The 14,994-nt window shown below is 35.1% G+C and carries 16 protein-coding genes, 2 tRNA genes and 2 other RNA genes; 2 read left to right on the top strand and 18 right to left on the bottom strand.

Annotated elements, in window-relative coordinates; translation table 11 throughout:
* Positions 1-8: 8 nt before the first annotated feature.
* From COE25_RS18260 to COE25_RS18270, 3 genes are all read right to left on the bottom strand, one after another.
* On the bottom strand, positions 9-596 hold the full coding sequence (locus COE25_RS18260) for a dienelactone hydrolase family protein (protein ID WP_098933616.1): 588 nt from the start codon (positions 594-596) through the stop codon (positions 9-11).
* A 337-nt stretch (positions 597-933) separates the two neighbouring features.
* Positions 934-1,365, bottom strand: coding sequence for a VOC family protein (locus tag COE25_RS18265; RefSeq protein WP_098933634.1), 432 nt, complete (start codon positions 1,363-1,365; stop codon positions 934-936).
* A gap of 360 nt (positions 1,366-1,725) precedes the next feature.
* The gene (locus COE25_RS18270; protein ID WP_098933617.1) at positions 1,726-2,919 is read right to left on the bottom strand and encodes a YhgE/Pip domain-containing protein; all 1,194 of its coding nucleotides are present in this window, start codon (positions 2,917-2,919) and stop codon (positions 1,726-1,728) included.
* A gap of 168 nt (positions 2,920-3,087) precedes the next feature.
* Here COE25_RS18270 and COE25_RS18275 point away from each other — a divergent pair, with 168 nt between their 5' ends.
* Positions 3,088-3,705, top strand: coding sequence for a TetR/AcrR family transcriptional regulator (locus COE25_RS18275; protein WP_098933618.1), 618 nt, complete (start codon positions 3,088-3,090; stop codon positions 3,703-3,705).
* Positions 3,706-4,264: 559 nt separating this feature from the next.
* Here the strand turns inward: COE25_RS18275 and COE25_RS18285 are convergent.
* From COE25_RS18285 to COE25_RS18335, 11 genes are all read right to left on the bottom strand, one after another.
* Positions 4,265-5,047 carry a class I SAM-dependent methyltransferase gene (locus COE25_RS18285; protein WP_098933619.1) on the bottom strand — a complete coding sequence of 261 codons (783 nt, stop codon included), beginning with the start codon at positions 5,045-5,047 and terminating at the stop codon, positions 4,265-4,267.
* Between the two features lie 205 nt (positions 5,048-5,252).
* The gene (locus COE25_RS18290) at positions 5,253-5,468 is read right to left on the bottom strand and encodes a helix-turn-helix domain-containing protein (protein WP_098933620.1); all 216 of its coding nucleotides are present in this window, start codon (positions 5,466-5,468) and stop codon (positions 5,253-5,255) included.
* Positions 5,469-5,478: 10 nt separating this feature from the next.
* Positions 5,479-5,958, bottom strand: coding sequence for a DUF2975 domain-containing protein (locus COE25_RS18295; RefSeq protein WP_098933621.1), 480 nt, complete (start codon positions 5,956-5,958; stop codon positions 5,479-5,481).
* A 115-nt stretch (positions 5,959-6,073) separates the two neighbouring features.
* Positions 6,074-6,556 carry a DUF2975 domain-containing protein gene (locus COE25_RS18300; RefSeq protein ID WP_098933622.1) on the bottom strand — a complete coding sequence of 161 codons (483 nt, stop codon included), beginning with the start codon at positions 6,554-6,556 and terminating at the stop codon, positions 6,074-6,076.
* 248 nt (positions 6,557-6,804) lie between these two features.
* Entirely contained in the window at positions 6,805-7,389 is a 585-nt protein-coding gene (locus tag COE25_RS18305; RefSeq protein ID WP_098933623.1) for a nucleotidyltransferase family protein, read from the bottom strand.
* Between the two features lie 334 nt (positions 7,390-7,723).
* Positions 7,724-8,386: a nitroreductase family protein gene (locus tag COE25_RS18310; RefSeq protein WP_098933624.1), complete on the bottom strand. Its 663-nt coding sequence runs from the start codon at positions 8,384-8,386 to the stop codon at positions 7,724-7,726.
* A 518-nt stretch (positions 8,387-8,904) separates the two neighbouring features.
* Positions 8,905-9,402: a peptidoglycan recognition protein family protein gene (locus COE25_RS18315; protein WP_257208876.1), complete on the bottom strand. Its 498-nt coding sequence runs from the start codon at positions 9,400-9,402 to the stop codon at positions 8,905-8,907.
* Between the two features lie 15 nt (positions 9,403-9,417).
* Positions 9,418-10,230 carry a protein phosphatase 2C domain-containing protein gene (locus COE25_RS18320; protein WP_098933625.1) on the bottom strand — a complete coding sequence of 271 codons (813 nt, stop codon included), beginning with the start codon at positions 10,228-10,230 and terminating at the stop codon, positions 9,418-9,420.
* A gap of 156 nt (positions 10,231-10,386) precedes the next feature.
* Positions 10,387-10,566 carry a hypothetical protein gene (locus COE25_RS18325; RefSeq protein WP_088087186.1) on the bottom strand — a complete coding sequence of 60 codons (180 nt, stop codon included), beginning with the start codon at positions 10,564-10,566 and terminating at the stop codon, positions 10,387-10,389.
* 130 nt (positions 10,567-10,696) lie between these two features.
* A complete protein-coding gene (locus tag COE25_RS18330) occupies positions 10,697-11,410 on the bottom strand; it encodes a hypothetical protein (RefSeq protein WP_098933626.1) in 714 nt (237 codons plus the stop codon).
* A gap of 713 nt (positions 11,411-12,123) precedes the next feature.
* Positions 12,124-12,888, bottom strand: coding sequence for a sulfite exporter TauE/SafE family protein (locus COE25_RS18335; RefSeq protein ID WP_088087184.1), 765 nt, complete (start codon positions 12,886-12,888; stop codon positions 12,124-12,126).
* Positions 12,889-13,134: 246 nt separating this feature from the next.
* Between COE25_RS18335 and COE25_RS18340 the strand changes: the two genes are divergently transcribed.
* The gene (locus COE25_RS18340) at positions 13,135-14,202 is read left to right on the top strand and encodes a sulfite oxidase (RefSeq protein ID WP_098933627.1); all 1,068 of its coding nucleotides are present in this window, start codon (positions 13,135-13,137) and stop codon (positions 14,200-14,202) included.
* 98 nt (positions 14,203-14,300) lie between these two features.
* On the opposite strand, the gene ffs is transcribed toward COE25_RS18340, so the two are convergent.
* From ffs to COE25_RS18360, 4 genes are all read right to left on the bottom strand, one after another.
* Positions 14,301-14,386: signal recognition particle sRNA small type (gene ffs, locus COE25_RS18345), an RNA gene on the bottom strand.
* Positions 14,386-14,457, bottom strand: a tRNA-Asn gene (locus COE25_RS18350). The genes ffs and COE25_RS18350 overlap by 1 nt, the downstream gene beginning before the upstream one ends.
* A 69-nt stretch (positions 14,458-14,526) precedes the next feature.
* Positions 14,527-14,889, bottom strand: a transfer-messenger RNA (tmRNA) gene (gene ssrA, locus COE25_RS18355).
* Positions 14,890-14,898: 9 nt separating this feature from the next.
* A tRNA-Ser gene (locus COE25_RS18360) sits at positions 14,899-14,989 on the bottom strand.
* Positions 14,990-14,994 lie beyond the last annotated feature (5 nt).

The following is a 14,994-nucleotide window of genomic DNA, read 5'->3' on the forward strand; positions in this document are numbered from 1 at the left end:
ATATTTAATTAATGGTTCATTAAAAAATTCACCATTTCACTAAATGCTTTTTGTGCTGATTTTTCATTATATTGTGGAGAGTAAGGGTCACTGAATCCGTGTTTTCCGTTAAATTTATGTATTTCGATATTTTCTAAAGTTGAAATTAACTCGTCCACATTAAATGATTTTTCTTCTTGCGGAAAGAATAGCATTGTAGGACATTGTGGTGTTAATTCCACATAATTCCTAATACGTGAACCATAGTATCCAACTACTCCATCGACACATTCTTCGTCACTACACAACCAAGCAACAGTTGCCCCTACACTAAATCCAATGATAAATATTTTTTCGTATTCATCTTTAACATCTGATAATATATCTTTTATTTTATGCATAGCGTAAGCGAATCCAACGTTATCCATAAAATTACGATAAGCAACTTCCTCTTGAAAATAATCGAAAGGTGTCTCTCGTTCTAATAAATTTGGGCAAATGACATCAAAACTTTGTTTTGATAATAATTCACAAAAACTCTGCATATGTTGGTTAATTCCATAAATTTCGTGTATTACAATGATTACAGTACCAGACTTTTTGTGTATTTGAATCATTTTGTACCTCCTTGAACAGCTACTCCCATTATACAAATTAATACCATATTATATCATTTCTTGTTCAACTAACCTGACAGTTACTTTAAGTACATTCCTTGACAATCTCAATTATTTACATAAATATCTAAATTAACTACCAAGTGTTGTTCAACAAACTGGCCCGATAAAAAAGACGCTTTCCATGTTCTAGAAAAGCGCACGATTATTGAAGAAGCTTGGCCTCGTATGATTTACTCATTAGCCACACAACCATTGTATTTGCAACTGAGTAAGCCTCCTGTCCATTCGCGAACAGGAGGCTTTGTTTGTTGGTGGAGCGGAAGTCTGTTTGCTATTACTGCGGTTGCTCTCCTGGGACATTCACGTTGAAAGTAACGCCGAACTTGTCCTTTACTTGCCCGTACAAGGGGCTCCAATCCGTCTTCTGAAGGGGCATAATGACTTGTCCGCCGTCTTCCAAAGCGGCGAAGATTTCTCTAGCTCTAGCCTCTTCTTTGGGATGGATGGCAATCTGAATCGTATCGCCTGGCTGATAAGACATGCCGGCGAACGTATCGCTGAACATGAGATCCGCGTCGCCGACTTTCAAGTGTGCATGCATAACGCGATCCTTCATGTCATCCGTCAACGGATGATTCGGGTCCGCCGGCATATCTCCGTACGTCATGATACCCATCACTTTCCCGCCAAGCGCTTTCTCGTAAAAATGGACCGCTTCTCTCGTGTTACCGTCAAAAAACAAATACGGGTTCAAACTAATTGACATCATTCAACAGCTCCTTAGTTCTAACTTTTTTTACAATGCTTAAGAAATTTCCAAGTGGCAGTAACCACCAACCATTATTACCCATAAATATACTTTAAATTACAGAACGTACGTTCGTCAACAAAAACATAACTGAATACTAACAATTTTTTACGTTACACTTACATTCTTTATTAGATGATCGCGCACGATTATAGAAGATCCAATCTTATTAAAGAAAAGCGCCCTTTAATGGAAGATCAAAATAATGATTATGAATTTTGCCTTTAGCTTGTTCAACGCCCGTTAGTTGAAGTGCGTTTATTCACAAACTTTTTGCTAAAACAAGCCGTTTCCCATAAGGAAACGGCTTGTTTATTGTTAACCCTCTAATTTTTGGTTTTGTGTTTTGTATTTTATTGAATTAAGTTTTAAAGCAGAAGCTAGTATGATTACCATACTTACTGCTCCAATCCATACAAGGGTAGATACGGACGAACTCCAAGTTAATCCTTTACCGAAGAAGAATAAATCACGCAAACCTTGTATCATAAATCGCATTGGTAACCAAGAATAAATCCAATCTCGATAAAATGGAGACATCATTTCTGGAGCCATAGAAAGCAATGGTGCCCCAAAGAATAACAATAAGGCAAAAATACCGATACTTCTGATTCCCAAACACGAAAGTACCGCTGAAATCATTAGGAAAAAGCAAAAGGAAGTAATCGAAAGGAATAAAGCTGTGTCCGTAAACTGTGGAATATGGAGTCCTACCATATCACCTGCCAGCCAAGTTAAACCAAATCCAACGACAAGGGAAACGACCACACCTATTAAAATCTGTCCTATCTTTGCGATAAGGTTCTCTTTCCGATTTGTAATTGATAATTTACTAACAGCGATAAAGATAATAGCAGCACCTGCCAAGCTTCCTATCCATAATGGCTGAAATAAGGAAACAGGAGAATTTCCGCTTGCACTATTAGTACCAATTTCATTAACATTTGTGACTGTTTTTGAAATAGGAGTTGCTAAACTTGCAGCTTGTTTTGCTGTTAAAGTTGCACCTTGTTTTTCAAAACCATCAAGTAGTTGGGTACGAATTTTATTGTTCATATTGTCAACTACTCCATTCAAGACCTGTCCTGCCATCGTTGAAGCTGCTGTATTCATTCCCTGATTGATATATATTTGAACTTCAGGTGAAGAAGGTGCTTGTGTCCTTAATGATGCCTGCTTAGCACTGAAATCCTTCGGAATGACCAATGCTGCATAATATTTTTGATTATCCATTCCTTTTTGTGCTTCCTCTGCTGTTATTACTTCAACCCATTTTACAGCAGTGTCTTCATCTGTTGTTGCTTTTGAATTTTTTTGCATCGCTTCAACGATGGTTTTACCCATATTCATTTCAGGTTGATTAGGGATTTGCACTCCCTCATCCTCATTTACGATTGCAATAGGCAGATTTTTGGGTTGTGGCTGTACTGATGGAAATAATGTTAGTGAAAAAATAAAAATAACAGCCAATGCAATGATTGGTGACAGCAATACCAGTTTGTTTTTGAACATATTTTTTATCCTCCTTGGTTTTGCGTTATAATAATGAACAACTTGTTGTTTATTACATTCAAATTATAAAGTGAAATCAAGTTCTGTTTCAATAATCAAAAATGGCAGATGTGTTGGTTATGGAACATCTTTAATAAATGTGTTGGATAAAATTAAGGAGGAAGTAGCTTGCGAGATAGTAATACGGATTTACGGGTCATTCGGACAAAAGAATCAATCCGAGATGCACTAGTTGAGTTGATAGATGAAAATGGTTTCGATACCATTACTGTTAAGGACATAACAACTAGAGCAAAAATTAATAGGGGTACATTTTATGCACACTATCAAGACAAATTTGATTTAATCACCAAATGCGAAGAAGAGATTATGCTTGAGATGTCCAGACTTGCAAAAAAGAACTTACCAGGTGTTATTGCTGCACTTGAAACTAACTCATCGACTGCAACACCATTTTCCCTTGCAGTTTTAATATTTGAGTTTCTTAATGAAAATAGTGGTTTTATGAAAGCTGTGTTAGGTCCAAAAGGCGATTTAACCTTTCAAACAAGGCTGAAAGATTTTATGTGGAAAACGCTGTTTGGAAATGATCCAAACGCACTTATTAAGGAGGAAAATTTACTTGTGCCAGGACAATATTTAGCTTCTTACATTTCGTCTGCACATATAGGAGTAATTCAACAATGGTTGAATAGTGGCAGGAAAGAATCTCCTCAAGAAATGGCTCAAATCCTATCAACCATAACAGTTAATGGACCCTTCTTTGCAGCTGGTTTGAAAAAGTAAATCCTTCGATGAAAAAGGGAGATTACCTTAGAAAAAACAGGTAGTCTCCTTTATGATTTATTTGCTTATTCAATTAACCTGCCCTTTTAGCTTAATTAGAACTGCGTGCGGTTTCAATTTCGTGAAACAGGTCAATAATTCCTGAAAAAAAGAATTTTTTGGGGAGAGATGAACTTGTTATTATCTCAAGGATGGGAAACGTATGAATCTGATAAACGTCTTAAAGGCTTTTCGACGCAAACATTAAAAGCATAAAAACTACAGTCCGGCTTACTTATACGCTTTTTTAATGATGTTCAACTTGATACGCTCACTACGGATCAATTCAATTAAAAGCTTATTTAGCAAAATCAAGTGAAGTCCATAAGCCTGCAAGTTTGGCTCATCGAATTCGTTTTATGAAATCTTTATTTCGATGGTCTCATGCAGAAGGGCATATTCCCAAAAACCCAACAGCTAAAATAAAGGAACCCAAAACCGGGAAATGAATTCCTAAATTTAGTAGTTACCGTTATAATAGAAAAGACATTGCTATTTTCACAAGCAAATTAGTATTCACTTATTTTCTTCCACTCAAAATCATTGCATTTCCTAATACTTTTTTGTTTAATAACAGCTTTGGCAATTTCATTACTTTAGCAAGTTTGTAGCCATTCATTTCAGATACACCATGGTTCTTTAAGACTTTTAAGAGCTCTTTTTCATCCACAAATATTTTTTCATCCATAAACAAATCTAAGAAGACAAATTCACCACCAGGTTTTAACACTCTTAATGCCTCTTTAATTACTTCAGTTTTATTTCTTCTATCTTTTACTTCATGAAATGTTAGACAACTTACAATTACATCAAAATCATCATCATTAAAAGGGAGCTCTGCAGCACTTGCTTTCAGAAAATCAATCCTATCAGAGACCCCTTCTATTTCAGCATTTTGTTGGCATTGAGCTTTCGAATATTCCCAATTCCCGCCCCAATAATCAATTCCAGTTAAAAAGGACTTAGGAAAAGTCATTGCCAGTTTAATAATCAGTGAACCACTGCCTGTTCCTATATCTAGTATTTTTCCTTTTCCATCCAAATTCACCTTGGCAACAATTAAATCATGTATTTTTGACTGATAATTCCCCCCAAATGCTGCGAATTGGTAAACAGAATAAGAAAGTATAAATGCTATATAAATAAAAGGCAACGCTAAAATCCCTGACAGGACTCGCAGATATAAATTAACCTGTAAAAATGTAACCAAGAGAAGAATGAGTGAAATAACCAAAAAAATAAGTAGTTTGTAAATTCGAATCCAAGTTTGATATTTAGCTTTTGTTTTCAAGTTATCAGCCATCCTTAAATAATCTATTTTTTGTTTGTTATAATTATAAAGGAATTTAATAATCCTCTGTTAAATCTTTAAAGTTCCTATAATCATAATAGCTTTCAAAAACGATGAAACGGCCTTAGCCCTATTGAATATAGAGCTAAAGCCGCATTGATCACTTTTATTATTTCCACTATCTATTCTGCCCGTTAGCCATAATCAATCCGTATTTTTAAGTCTCTTCATCGCTTTTGTACTCTAAAATATCTCCCGGTTGACAATCCAAAGCCTTACATATCGCTTCTAATGTTGAAAAACGAATCGCTTTTGCTTTCCCGTTTTTCAGAATGGAAAGGTTCGCCATTGTAATCCCAACCCTCTCCGAAAGTTCAGTTACGCTCATTTTCCTTTTAGCCAGCATCACATCAATATTGATTATAATTGCCAAGTTATCCACCTCACACTATTAAATCATTTTCAGATTTTATTTCTACGACTTCATGTACAAGCCTTTGGAGGACACCAGCAAAGGTTGCGATTACGCTTAAAGCAAAGGTCGAATATAATCCCATTGCTATGACACCTGCTCTGTCACCTTCCATATATATAGCGACAAATATAATTCCTGCAACAATCAAGGCACTGATTGTGATGGCACAGCACTTGATAACCTTCAAAGCTCTAACAGATAATTCAGAGAAAGCCTTGTTTTTATCAATGTAAATTAATAGTTTAAATGCTTTATACAGCGCGATGAAAAATGGAATAGATAATAAATAAGCTGATAGTAAAAAGGGATATTGCAAGTAAGCAGTCTCTGGATGCGCTTCTGCATCTCTACTGGCTATCTCAGGCGCCCAAAATATACACAATGCAATTGCCACAATTCCAATAAGAAGAATAACTCCCTTTAGGAAAAAAGTTGCTCCTCGGTTCATAGAAAACACCTCTCTAATAATGTCCATGCGTTCCTTACGTTTTCAAATCAATTACCTTTATTTTTCTTTTAGTCAGCATCACTTTGATCCTGATTATATTTGCTATGTTTTTGCCTTATACCGTTAAATCATTATCTGATTTTATATCAATCGCTTCTTTTAAAAGCTTTTGAAGAACAGCAGCAAAAACTGCAATCACCATGGAAGCAAAAGGTACAACCAATCCGACAAAGATGACTCCTGGGGCGTCGTCTTTCTCCGCAAAGAGATAGAAAAACGGCAAGACTAGTACATGCAAGATACTGATTGTGATGGCACAGTTTTTGATTTTCTTTAAAGCTATTACAGAAATTTGCGAGAAGGCTTTATTTTTGTCAATATAACGTAATAGTTTGAAAGCCTGATACAAAGCAAAGTAAAAAGGAATCGCCGATGCATAAAAAACGATGGAAACGAGATATTTTATATAAGCAAACTCTGGAAGCAATTTTGCTACAACATTCCCTATCTCAGGCACCAAAAAGATACACAAAGCAAGAACCGGAATTCCAATAAGAATATCAGCTATCTTTAAAAATAATGTTGTTCCTCTTTTCATAAAAGCACCTCGCTAATTTATTGTTAATTGGATTTTAATACATTTTTTATCGTTTTTCAATAAATTTTTATTATTTTTAATAATATTTTTGTTGTGAAACAATTATTAATTTTAGACAAAGATAAAAAGCATTCCTATTACAAAGAAATGCTCTAGAAACTTAAACTATAAAAGTTATAAATTGATCAATAAAAAAATAATTTTAATTCATTTAAAGATATCAAATCTGGAGTCTGTATCGAAATATATCATCCTTTATAATAATCTAAGGCTTTTTGGTAATCCTCCAGTGTATCAACATCCATTATTACTCCCGGGTCATCTACATTTATGTACATTTTTTCGAAACCGCCCAGGACCGCACGCAAATTGCTTTCTGGATTGGTTTCGAGAATTTTCTGTTTCACTTCACTTGATAATTTGATGGGATGACCGCCTTTATAATGAAAGCTGGGAATAACGACGTTCCCTTTGTGTTCTGATATTAGCTGAACGGTCTCTTTTTTAACAAGCGGACAATCTCCTGGTGTTATAAAGAAGCTTGGTTCAGTTACTTCGTTACAGCCCTTTTGAATGGAACTAAACATTCCATTGTTAAAGTCTTCATTATGAACAAACTTGATCTGAAATGAATAGGCATTTTTACTGCTGATTTTTGCCATTTCCTCTTGGATGAGTTCCGCTTGAAATCCAGCTACGACGATGACCCTGCTGCATAATCCTTCAAATTTAGATAAGGTATGCTCCAATATGGACATTTCCCCCAGAGGCAATGTCATTTTAAATGTATTCGCTCGGCTGGAATATCCAGCAGCTAAGACGATTACTTCCATTTTATGTCCCCCTCTACCTATCGTTTAATCTAAATCTTCTATTAGTCTTGTAATCCCACTTTTCAATTACATTTTCTTTAATACTTATTCTATATGATTTTTAAATAGACTATTAAGCCTCACTTGCTTTTTCACGAACATGGTCACGGGAAAGGTTCTAGTTGCTATCTACTTCATAGAAGTCACAAAGTTAGTCAAAAGTAGTACCTCAACACTTCTAACCCCGTTCTAAGAAAGAACGGGGTTAGAATAAAGTTTTTTATTTTGATTTTAAATACTTCGTTTCTTTTGTATTATCATTTTATGAAACCCCTCGCTTTAGTGATGGGGAGATTCATTCTGATGGCAATTCGTTAAAGAACGCTACATCCTCAATAGGAAGACGTGTAGTAGGATGTCCTGGTTTTGTTGCTTTCCCAATTGCAATGAGCATAACCGGCACAAATTGTTCGGAAATTCCGAAAGCTTCTACGAACTTCGCTTTATCGTACCCTCCCATCGGAACAGTGTCGTAACCTTTGGATCGGGCGACAAGCATGAGCTGCATCGAGATAAGGCCTCCATCAGTATATACGATTTGACGAGCCACTTCAGGCGGCAAGTTTGAGTACATGCCAACTGTTCGTTCGATGAATGATTTAGCCGTATCAGCCGGCATAAAGCCTGCTTCAACTGCCTGTCCATAAATTTTTTCGGCATTTTTGTAGCTTTCCACATCGCCAAGCACAGCAATAACGGCAGAAGCTTCGACTACTTGTTGTTGGTTAAACGCGATTGGCAAAAGCTTTTTCTTTAACTCCAGTTTATCGATGACTAGAAACCGCCATGGTTGCAGGTTCGAAGACGAAGGAGCCAACGTTGCTAGCTCCAGCATTTCGGTCATTTCTTCGCGTGAGATCCGCACTGTTGGATCAAATGTACGAACAGATCGACGTTCACGGATAACATCTAAGAACATTTGCTGTTCGAGCCTATCTATAGTTTGAGAGTTTGACATAATAATTCCTCCTAATAATGATAGTTTACTTCATCTCTACTACGAACATTTTAAGGAAAATTCATATATAGTAAGAGTTTTTAACCCTATCATGAAAAATGTAATAAAAGATACTTCATACACTATTGTTTGCAACTTACTAAGTTACCTTACTCAAATTGAACTAAATTGTCAAAAATAATATAATAGTAACTTTAACCATTAACACTGCTAATCCCCTTTAATTTGGGAGGAAAAAAGACGATATCCACTACTTAAGGGGGGGCCGTCAGGAAAATGCGGATTTACAACGTTAAGGAAATTCTTAAATAAATAGCCCAATTTCTCAGCATTAAAATTGAGAAATTAGGCTTTTTCGTTACTCGGACATACCCCAAGTGAAGAACCAAGATGTATTTGAAATCCCTCAAAATACATCTTGGTTTTGAATTTCTATTTTCTTTAAAGCCCCGAATCTTTACACTAAAAAATTTAACCTCATATTTTTCAAGAACTTTATCATGTGTCTTGTTTGAACTTCACTTTTTATCTTTATCATTTGGCCACTGCATCTTAATAGATTCTCTGAATTGGTCCATATTAAAGTTTTTACCTGGACAACTTTTTGTGACCCCTTTTAATTCACGATGTCCCAGAATGTGAGTAGTTGATAAATTAAATTGATGTAAAAGGAAAATGCATAGTTTACTCAATGATTTTAGCTGCTCTATTGATGGAGTATGAATATCAAAATTACCAGCTAAACAAATACCTATTGATTTTTCATTATATGAATATGCGTGTGCTCCAACATGGTATCCTCTTCCTTTAATAATTTCACCATTTTCCTCAATAAAAAAATTGTATCCTATCCCACTCCATAGACGATGATCCTGATGAAACCTATGCGTCTTATTAATATCCCAACCTATTTCTTCTGTATGGTGTACAATGATGTACATGACATCTTTTAAAGCAATAAGCGGTTCTTTAAACGATAAATTAAGATCTTTAATCATTCCCGGTTCTACTTTCATGTAGACTTCTCCTCATCACATAAGCTTAATCATGATCCCCGTCTTATCATCTGAACGAAGATTATTCCTTTTCTCATATTGTTCAAAGGCACAAGAATATACTTGTAAACCGATTCTATGTATCTTTTTAAATGTTTCTTCAATTGAATAGTTTGGATGAAAAAGGCCATCTGTTATCATTAATATTGTTTTGATTTCACTGATATTTACTTGACCATGCTGAATAAGATTGAAAACTTCTTTTTTTCCATTAGCTACAGTGTAACCATATTCCTTATTAGCTAATGAACGATTAAAGATAAGCTGTTGAGTAAGATCCTGATAATACTCCTCATCTGGAATTTTAAGTCCTTGCTTTCTTTGTTGTTCACGCCATGCCTTCGCTCTATAACTTATATCTTTTACGGTATCCCTTGTTAAGGCTTTTATGGTTCCGTTTTGATACTCAGCAATGATCATACAATCACCAAGTTGAGCATAAGAAATCTTTCCGTCTTTTTCAATCTTTATAATTGCAGCACATGTTGACCAAAGATTTTCATATTTTTCCTGATTCACCTTGTATTTTCCCATGTGTTCTCTCAACATTCTATTAGCAGCCATGATTCCTTCAACTAATGAAAGGTTACTTCGGTAGAGTCTTAAGAAATAATCTTTAAATATATTTGATGCTAAATAAGCACCGTTCATTCCGTTTTCATCTTTGAATGGCATTAATGGAGTTGCCCCATCAAAAACCCCATAGACATTTATCTTTTCATTTAATACGATTGAATCTTCACTTACACTTTTATGAGGGGCAGCACATAAAAAAGACTCAACTTTCATTGGTTGTCCACCTTCTTTTTTATCAAAATTAACAGAAAATCGATTAAATTTTTTAAGATATTATATGATGTAACAAGAATTTTTATGGTACAGAAAACGCTCTGAGCAAATAAAGCTCTGAGCGTACTTTTTAACCAACCTAAATATATTAAGTGTTCATTTATAAATGACTAAGACTCGATTTCTAAAAACAATCTCATTAATAATAACCATGGATTTAAATTTAATATCTATTATCTCTACATCCTTTGTTTCTTTTAACCAATCATATAATTCTTCTAAATCTTCAAATAATTCCACTTGAATAGATGAAGCATACGCATTACATAAACCCATCAAAATCCTCCAAATAGTTTCTTAACAAAACAGTTAGCTAAAAAAACCCCTAATGAAATATTTTCATCTTGGGGTGTGAATCAGCAAATCATGTGAGTTTCTTGTTAAAGTGTAAATTAATAATGATTTATTATCTATTTGTCCTAACAAATACTTTTGTGCTTTCTTTTAGAAGATTTACTAGCATTTTATGATTGTTTTTTGCTATTTTCACATATTCATTGCTTACTTTTTGCAAGCCACTGCGGCCTTCGCGTGAGTAGTGAATGTAGGTTTCACAACTCTCTTCAACGTTCTTTTCTAAACGTTCGATTAGGTCAACAGTTAATTTGATCGGCGTTACAGCCAATTTCTCTAAACGTTCAGAAGCTTCTTCTACTCGATTTGTAAGCTGAGCCGATTCTTGATTCAATAGGTCATTTTTTGCAAAATTGCTGGATACACCTTTAACGATTTCATTATTAATCTTTCTTGTTCCTGTATATAAATTAGCGATTGATTTTCTATATTCTTTATTGAACTTAATGACATCTTTTACAGTCTTAAGATAAGCTTCTTCACTACTATCGTGGAACTTTCTTGCTCGATCCAATATTTGCTCGTATTGGTTCCAAAGTGTTTCTACATATGTATTAGATGGAACTACTTCTTCTTGAACTTCAGCATTCATTTGTGTTTTCGTTTCTACAAATAGCGTAGATTCAATTACTTCTTCTTGAGCTTCTGCTTGTGTTATTGTTTCTACTACTGGATTAGATACAATAACTTCTTCTTGATGTTCACCTTCAATTTGTGTTTTTACTACTTGACCTTTTTTGCTTTTCATTGTCGCGGTTGAATTCATTTTTGTTCCTCCTCATTATTTACATTCGTTTCTCTATGGAATCCTTCTTTTGAAATGAAGGGATATAGAGCTAAAGTATAGTGAAACTCTTCGCTATCTTTTGTCAACTTATATCTTTCATTTGAATATATATGTATTTTACACCTATAGGTCGAATTTTGTCAATCGCTGAATCCTTTTAACAAATCGAAATTTGTAAAGTGTGAATTTTCAGAATGAAGGTGATACCCCATATACACCTTTAAAAGTTCGCCAAAAATTCTCTTCAACATAATATAAGAAAAAGGCTGCCATTTTTTTCAAGACCTAAATAAAAAAAATCCTTAAAAAATAAAGAAGAGCACATATNNATATGTGCTCTTCTTTATTTAATTAATGCGCCATTTAACTGAATAAACGACTTCATATTTTAGCTCTTATTATGGAGGAGAAAATGTAACTAAAGCATGTGTCAGTTGAATAACAGGGTGGGAGAAAAATACTTCTAATTTAATTATTTTGCTCAAGGCAATGATAAACTGCCATCATATCTTGTTTATTTAACTCACGAATACGATTGAAAATTGGAATATCAGCGACAGCTTCTGTATATAAGCTTTCATCAACAACATCACATGTGGCATAACCTTTTATAAAATTTCCTTTACATCGGGTACACTTTATATATTTACTGTCCTTTTCTAAATTTCAATTAATGATTATCCTTGCAAATCCTAGATTAGCTTTAGGCCACTTACAAAGATCAATACAGCAACAACCGTACGCAGCGGTCTTGTCGGGACCTTTGCAGAAATGCTACTGCCGATCAATACTCCTGGAATGGAGCCAATGAGTAAATTACCCACAAGCATATAGTTAACATTTCCATAACCAATATGAAGCAATCCTGCAACGGTTACCAAAAGAAACGCATGAGTAATATCAGTACCAACCATTTCTGATGTCTTCATTTGATACAGATAAATCATTGCCACAGCGAATAGAGAACCTGAGCCTAAAGAAGTTAGTCCGACAATAAACCCAAAAAGGCAGCCAATTAAAATGGTTAGCATTTTCTTTTCTTTCAAAGGTTTTAATTGCCAACGATTCGGTCTTAATTTTTTCTCCACAAAGGTTCTGATAATGATAGCCAGTGAAACAGCTATCAGAATGTATCCGAGGGAATGCCTAATAATCTGTTCTTGATTATGGTAATAAGCTTCAAAATAATGAAGGGAACCAATCGCTACCACCGCACTAGGAATACTTCCTATCGCTAATAACTTAACCATCTGAAAATTGACTGTTTTTTGTCTCCAATGTTGAAAAAGTCCGAAGAATTTCGTAATTGAGTTATATACAAGGTCTGTACCAACAGCAATTGAAGGATTAACCCCTATTAGAATTAATACGGGGGTTAGCAGTGCTGCTCCTCCTACGCCCGTTAACCCTACCAAAAAACCTACAAGTAAACCCATCAATGTAATCCCTATACTCATTTGCTCACGCCCTATCAATTCCAAGTATTTATATAGGGATTATATACATTTATATGAATCTTGTAAATAACAAAATATTTATTAGATTCTGAGAGTTTGTTACCGGTTATTTTCATTATTAAAAAGCTTATTTTATTTGAGCTTGTAACTTATTTTATTTCATTAGAAAAACTTAAAAATTTTGAATGATAATACATAAAATACATAATCATGAAGTAGCAACTCTATTTTAAAGGAGGTATTTATATGAAAAATTCTCCTCTACCCAAAGTTAGCCCCTATCTGATTACAAAGAAGTTAGATCCTGAAAATCAGGAAACACCCATACATTTTAATAATTCCGATATTGTAAATGAAAAACTCTTTTATAGAAGAAACCATTTTCCTTACCCCAAGTTCGCCTCATCCTTCTATTTTCTTCCAATTGAGGGATTAGTGTACACCCCAAAAGTCTTTTCTTTAAAGGAAATTTACTCATTACCATCAAAAACAATAAAACTTGTTTTAGAATGTTCAGGTAATAAGCGAGAGTTGTTTAACCCAAAAGTGTTTGGAGAGCAATGGGGGAAAGGTGCGATAAGTCAAGGGATTTGGAAAGGTATATCTTTAAGATCCTTATTTCAGTACACAGGATTGCTTGATACTGCCAAAGAAATTGTTTTTGAGGGTTATGATTATGGAGAAAGACCTGATTCTAACCAACTTTTTAATTTTTCGAGGAGTTTACCCATTGAAAAAGCCCTTGATCCAGATACCATTATTGCTTATCAATATAATAATCACCCAATCCCCTTCAAGCACGGATTCCCTCTGAGATTAATTGTCCCTGGATGGTATGCCATGGCATCTGTAAAATGGATAAAGAGAATTATTGTGATTGATAACGAATTTAAAGGTCCATTTCAATCTATTGATTACGTTTACTATCCGAGCAAAGAAAGCGATACTAGCAAAACTCCTGTCACTTCAATTAATGTTAACTCAACCATACTATACCCACTTAATATGCAACTAATGCGTACGGGAGTTTATGAAATTAATGGCATTGCTTGGGCAGGAACAGGCCAAATTACCCTGGTAGAAATTAGTTTGGATGAAGGTCAAACTTGGAATACATGCCAATTGACTTCATCATCCGAGAAATATGCTTGGGTTCGATGGAAATATAAATGGGATGCTCTTAATGAAGGAGAATATACCATAAAATCAAAAGCAACTGATTCTTTAGGCAATATTCAACCATTGGATCCAATGTGGAACAGGAAGGGATATGGTTATAACGCAATTGATTGTATAAAAGTAAAAATAGAGTAACCTGGAAAAGCACAATTACGAAGTAGATAAAATTCTTAAAAATATAAAAAGTCACTTCCGTTTTATTGGAGGTGACTTTTAGCGTTTTTGTATCGTCCTATGTAATAGCCCACACAATTTCACTAGTTATGGCTGCTGCGTTCCCGCCCTGACCAGTTTCCTAATGTCCTTGTTGGACTATAACTCCGCAGGTAGGAATCGAACCTACGACCGATCGGTTAACAGCCGATAGCTCTACCACTGAGCTACAGCGGAACAATTCTAACTACCTATTACATGATCATCGGATAATGAATCTAATTCAAGCTGTTTGTTGGTTGGTTTTAGTGGAAATGACGGGAGTTGAACCCGTGTGCAAAGATATTGGCACTTATACTTCTACGAGTGTAGTCAGTAGAATTGATTTCACTTACTTCGTTAGCCTACTGACAAGCATTGAAGCAGCTAGTCTGGTTCGTCTCTTCCTTCATCCTCAGACGGTGGAATTCGGCGTAGTCCACTTATGATGAGTCCCTTACCCTACCACATGGACGATGGAGGGAGGAACCGCTATCGTCTGTTATTAGGCAGCGAAAGCGAAGTTGTTGTTTTGTTTGCCAGTTATTAGGCTTTATCGTTTTTACGAGGCCGATTCCCTCGACTCGCCATATAAGCTCAAACTATCCATGTCGATACCATGACATCCCCATAATATAATGGCAGAGAAGAAGGGATTTGAACCCTCGCGCCAGTTACCCGACCTACACCCTTAGCAGGGGCGCCTCTTCAGCCTCTTGAGTACTTCTCTGTAAT

Origin of the sequence: Bacillus sp. AFS031507 (assembly GCF_002584635.1) — a bacterium.
Taxonomy (GTDB): Bacteria; Bacillota; Bacilli; order Bacillales; family Cytobacillaceae; genus Neobacillus.

Coding starts and splice junctions, on each gene's coding strand:
- COE25_RS18260 (WP_098933616.1), bottom strand. CDS start 596: ATGATTCAAATACACAAAAAGTCTGGTACTGTAATCATTGTAATACAC.
- COE25_RS18265 (WP_098933634.1), bottom strand. CDS start 1,365: ATGTCAATTAGTTTGAACCCGTATTTGTTTTTTGACGGTAACACGAGA.
- COE25_RS18270 (WP_098933617.1), bottom strand. CDS start 2,919: ATGTTCAAAAACAAACTGGTATTGCTGTCACCAATCATTGCATTGGCT.
- COE25_RS18285 (WP_098933619.1), bottom strand. CDS start 5,047: ATGGCTGATAACTTGAAAACAAAAGCTAAATATCAAACTTGGATTCGA.
- COE25_RS18295 (WP_098933621.1), bottom strand. CDS start 5,958: ATGAACCGAGGAGCAACTTTTTTCCTAAAGGGAGTTATTCTTCTTATT.
- COE25_RS18300 (WP_098933622.1), bottom strand. CDS start 6,556: ATGAAAAGAGGAACAACATTATTTTTAAAGATAGCTGATATTCTTATT.
- COE25_RS18305 (WP_098933623.1), bottom strand. CDS start 7,389: ATGGAAGTAATCGTCTTAGCTGCTGGATATTCCAGCCGAGCGAATACA.
- COE25_RS18310 (WP_098933624.1), bottom strand. CDS start 8,386: ATGTCAAACTCTCAAACTATAGATAGGCTCGAACAGCAAATGTTCTTA.
- COE25_RS18315 (WP_257208876.1), bottom strand. CDS start 9,402: ATGAAAGTAGAACCGGGAATGATTAAAGATCTTAATTTATCGTTTAAA.
- COE25_RS18320 (WP_098933625.1), bottom strand. CDS start 10,230: ATGAAAGTTGAGTCTTTTTTATGTGCTGCCCCTCATAAAAGTGTAAGT.
- COE25_RS18325 (WP_088087186.1), bottom strand. CDS start 10,566: ATGGGTTTATGTAATGCGTATGCTTCATCTATTCAAGTGGAATTATTT.
- COE25_RS18330 (WP_098933626.1), bottom strand. CDS start 11,410: ATGAATTCAACCGCGACAATGAAAAGCAAAAAAGGTCAAGTAGTAAAA.
- COE25_RS18335 (WP_088087184.1), bottom strand. CDS start 12,888: ATGAGTATAGGGATTACATTGATGGGTTTACTTGTAGGTTTTTTGGTA.
- COE25_RS18340 (WP_098933627.1), top strand. CDS start 13,135: ATGAAAAATTCTCCTCTACCCAAAGTTAGCCCCTATCTGATTACAAAG.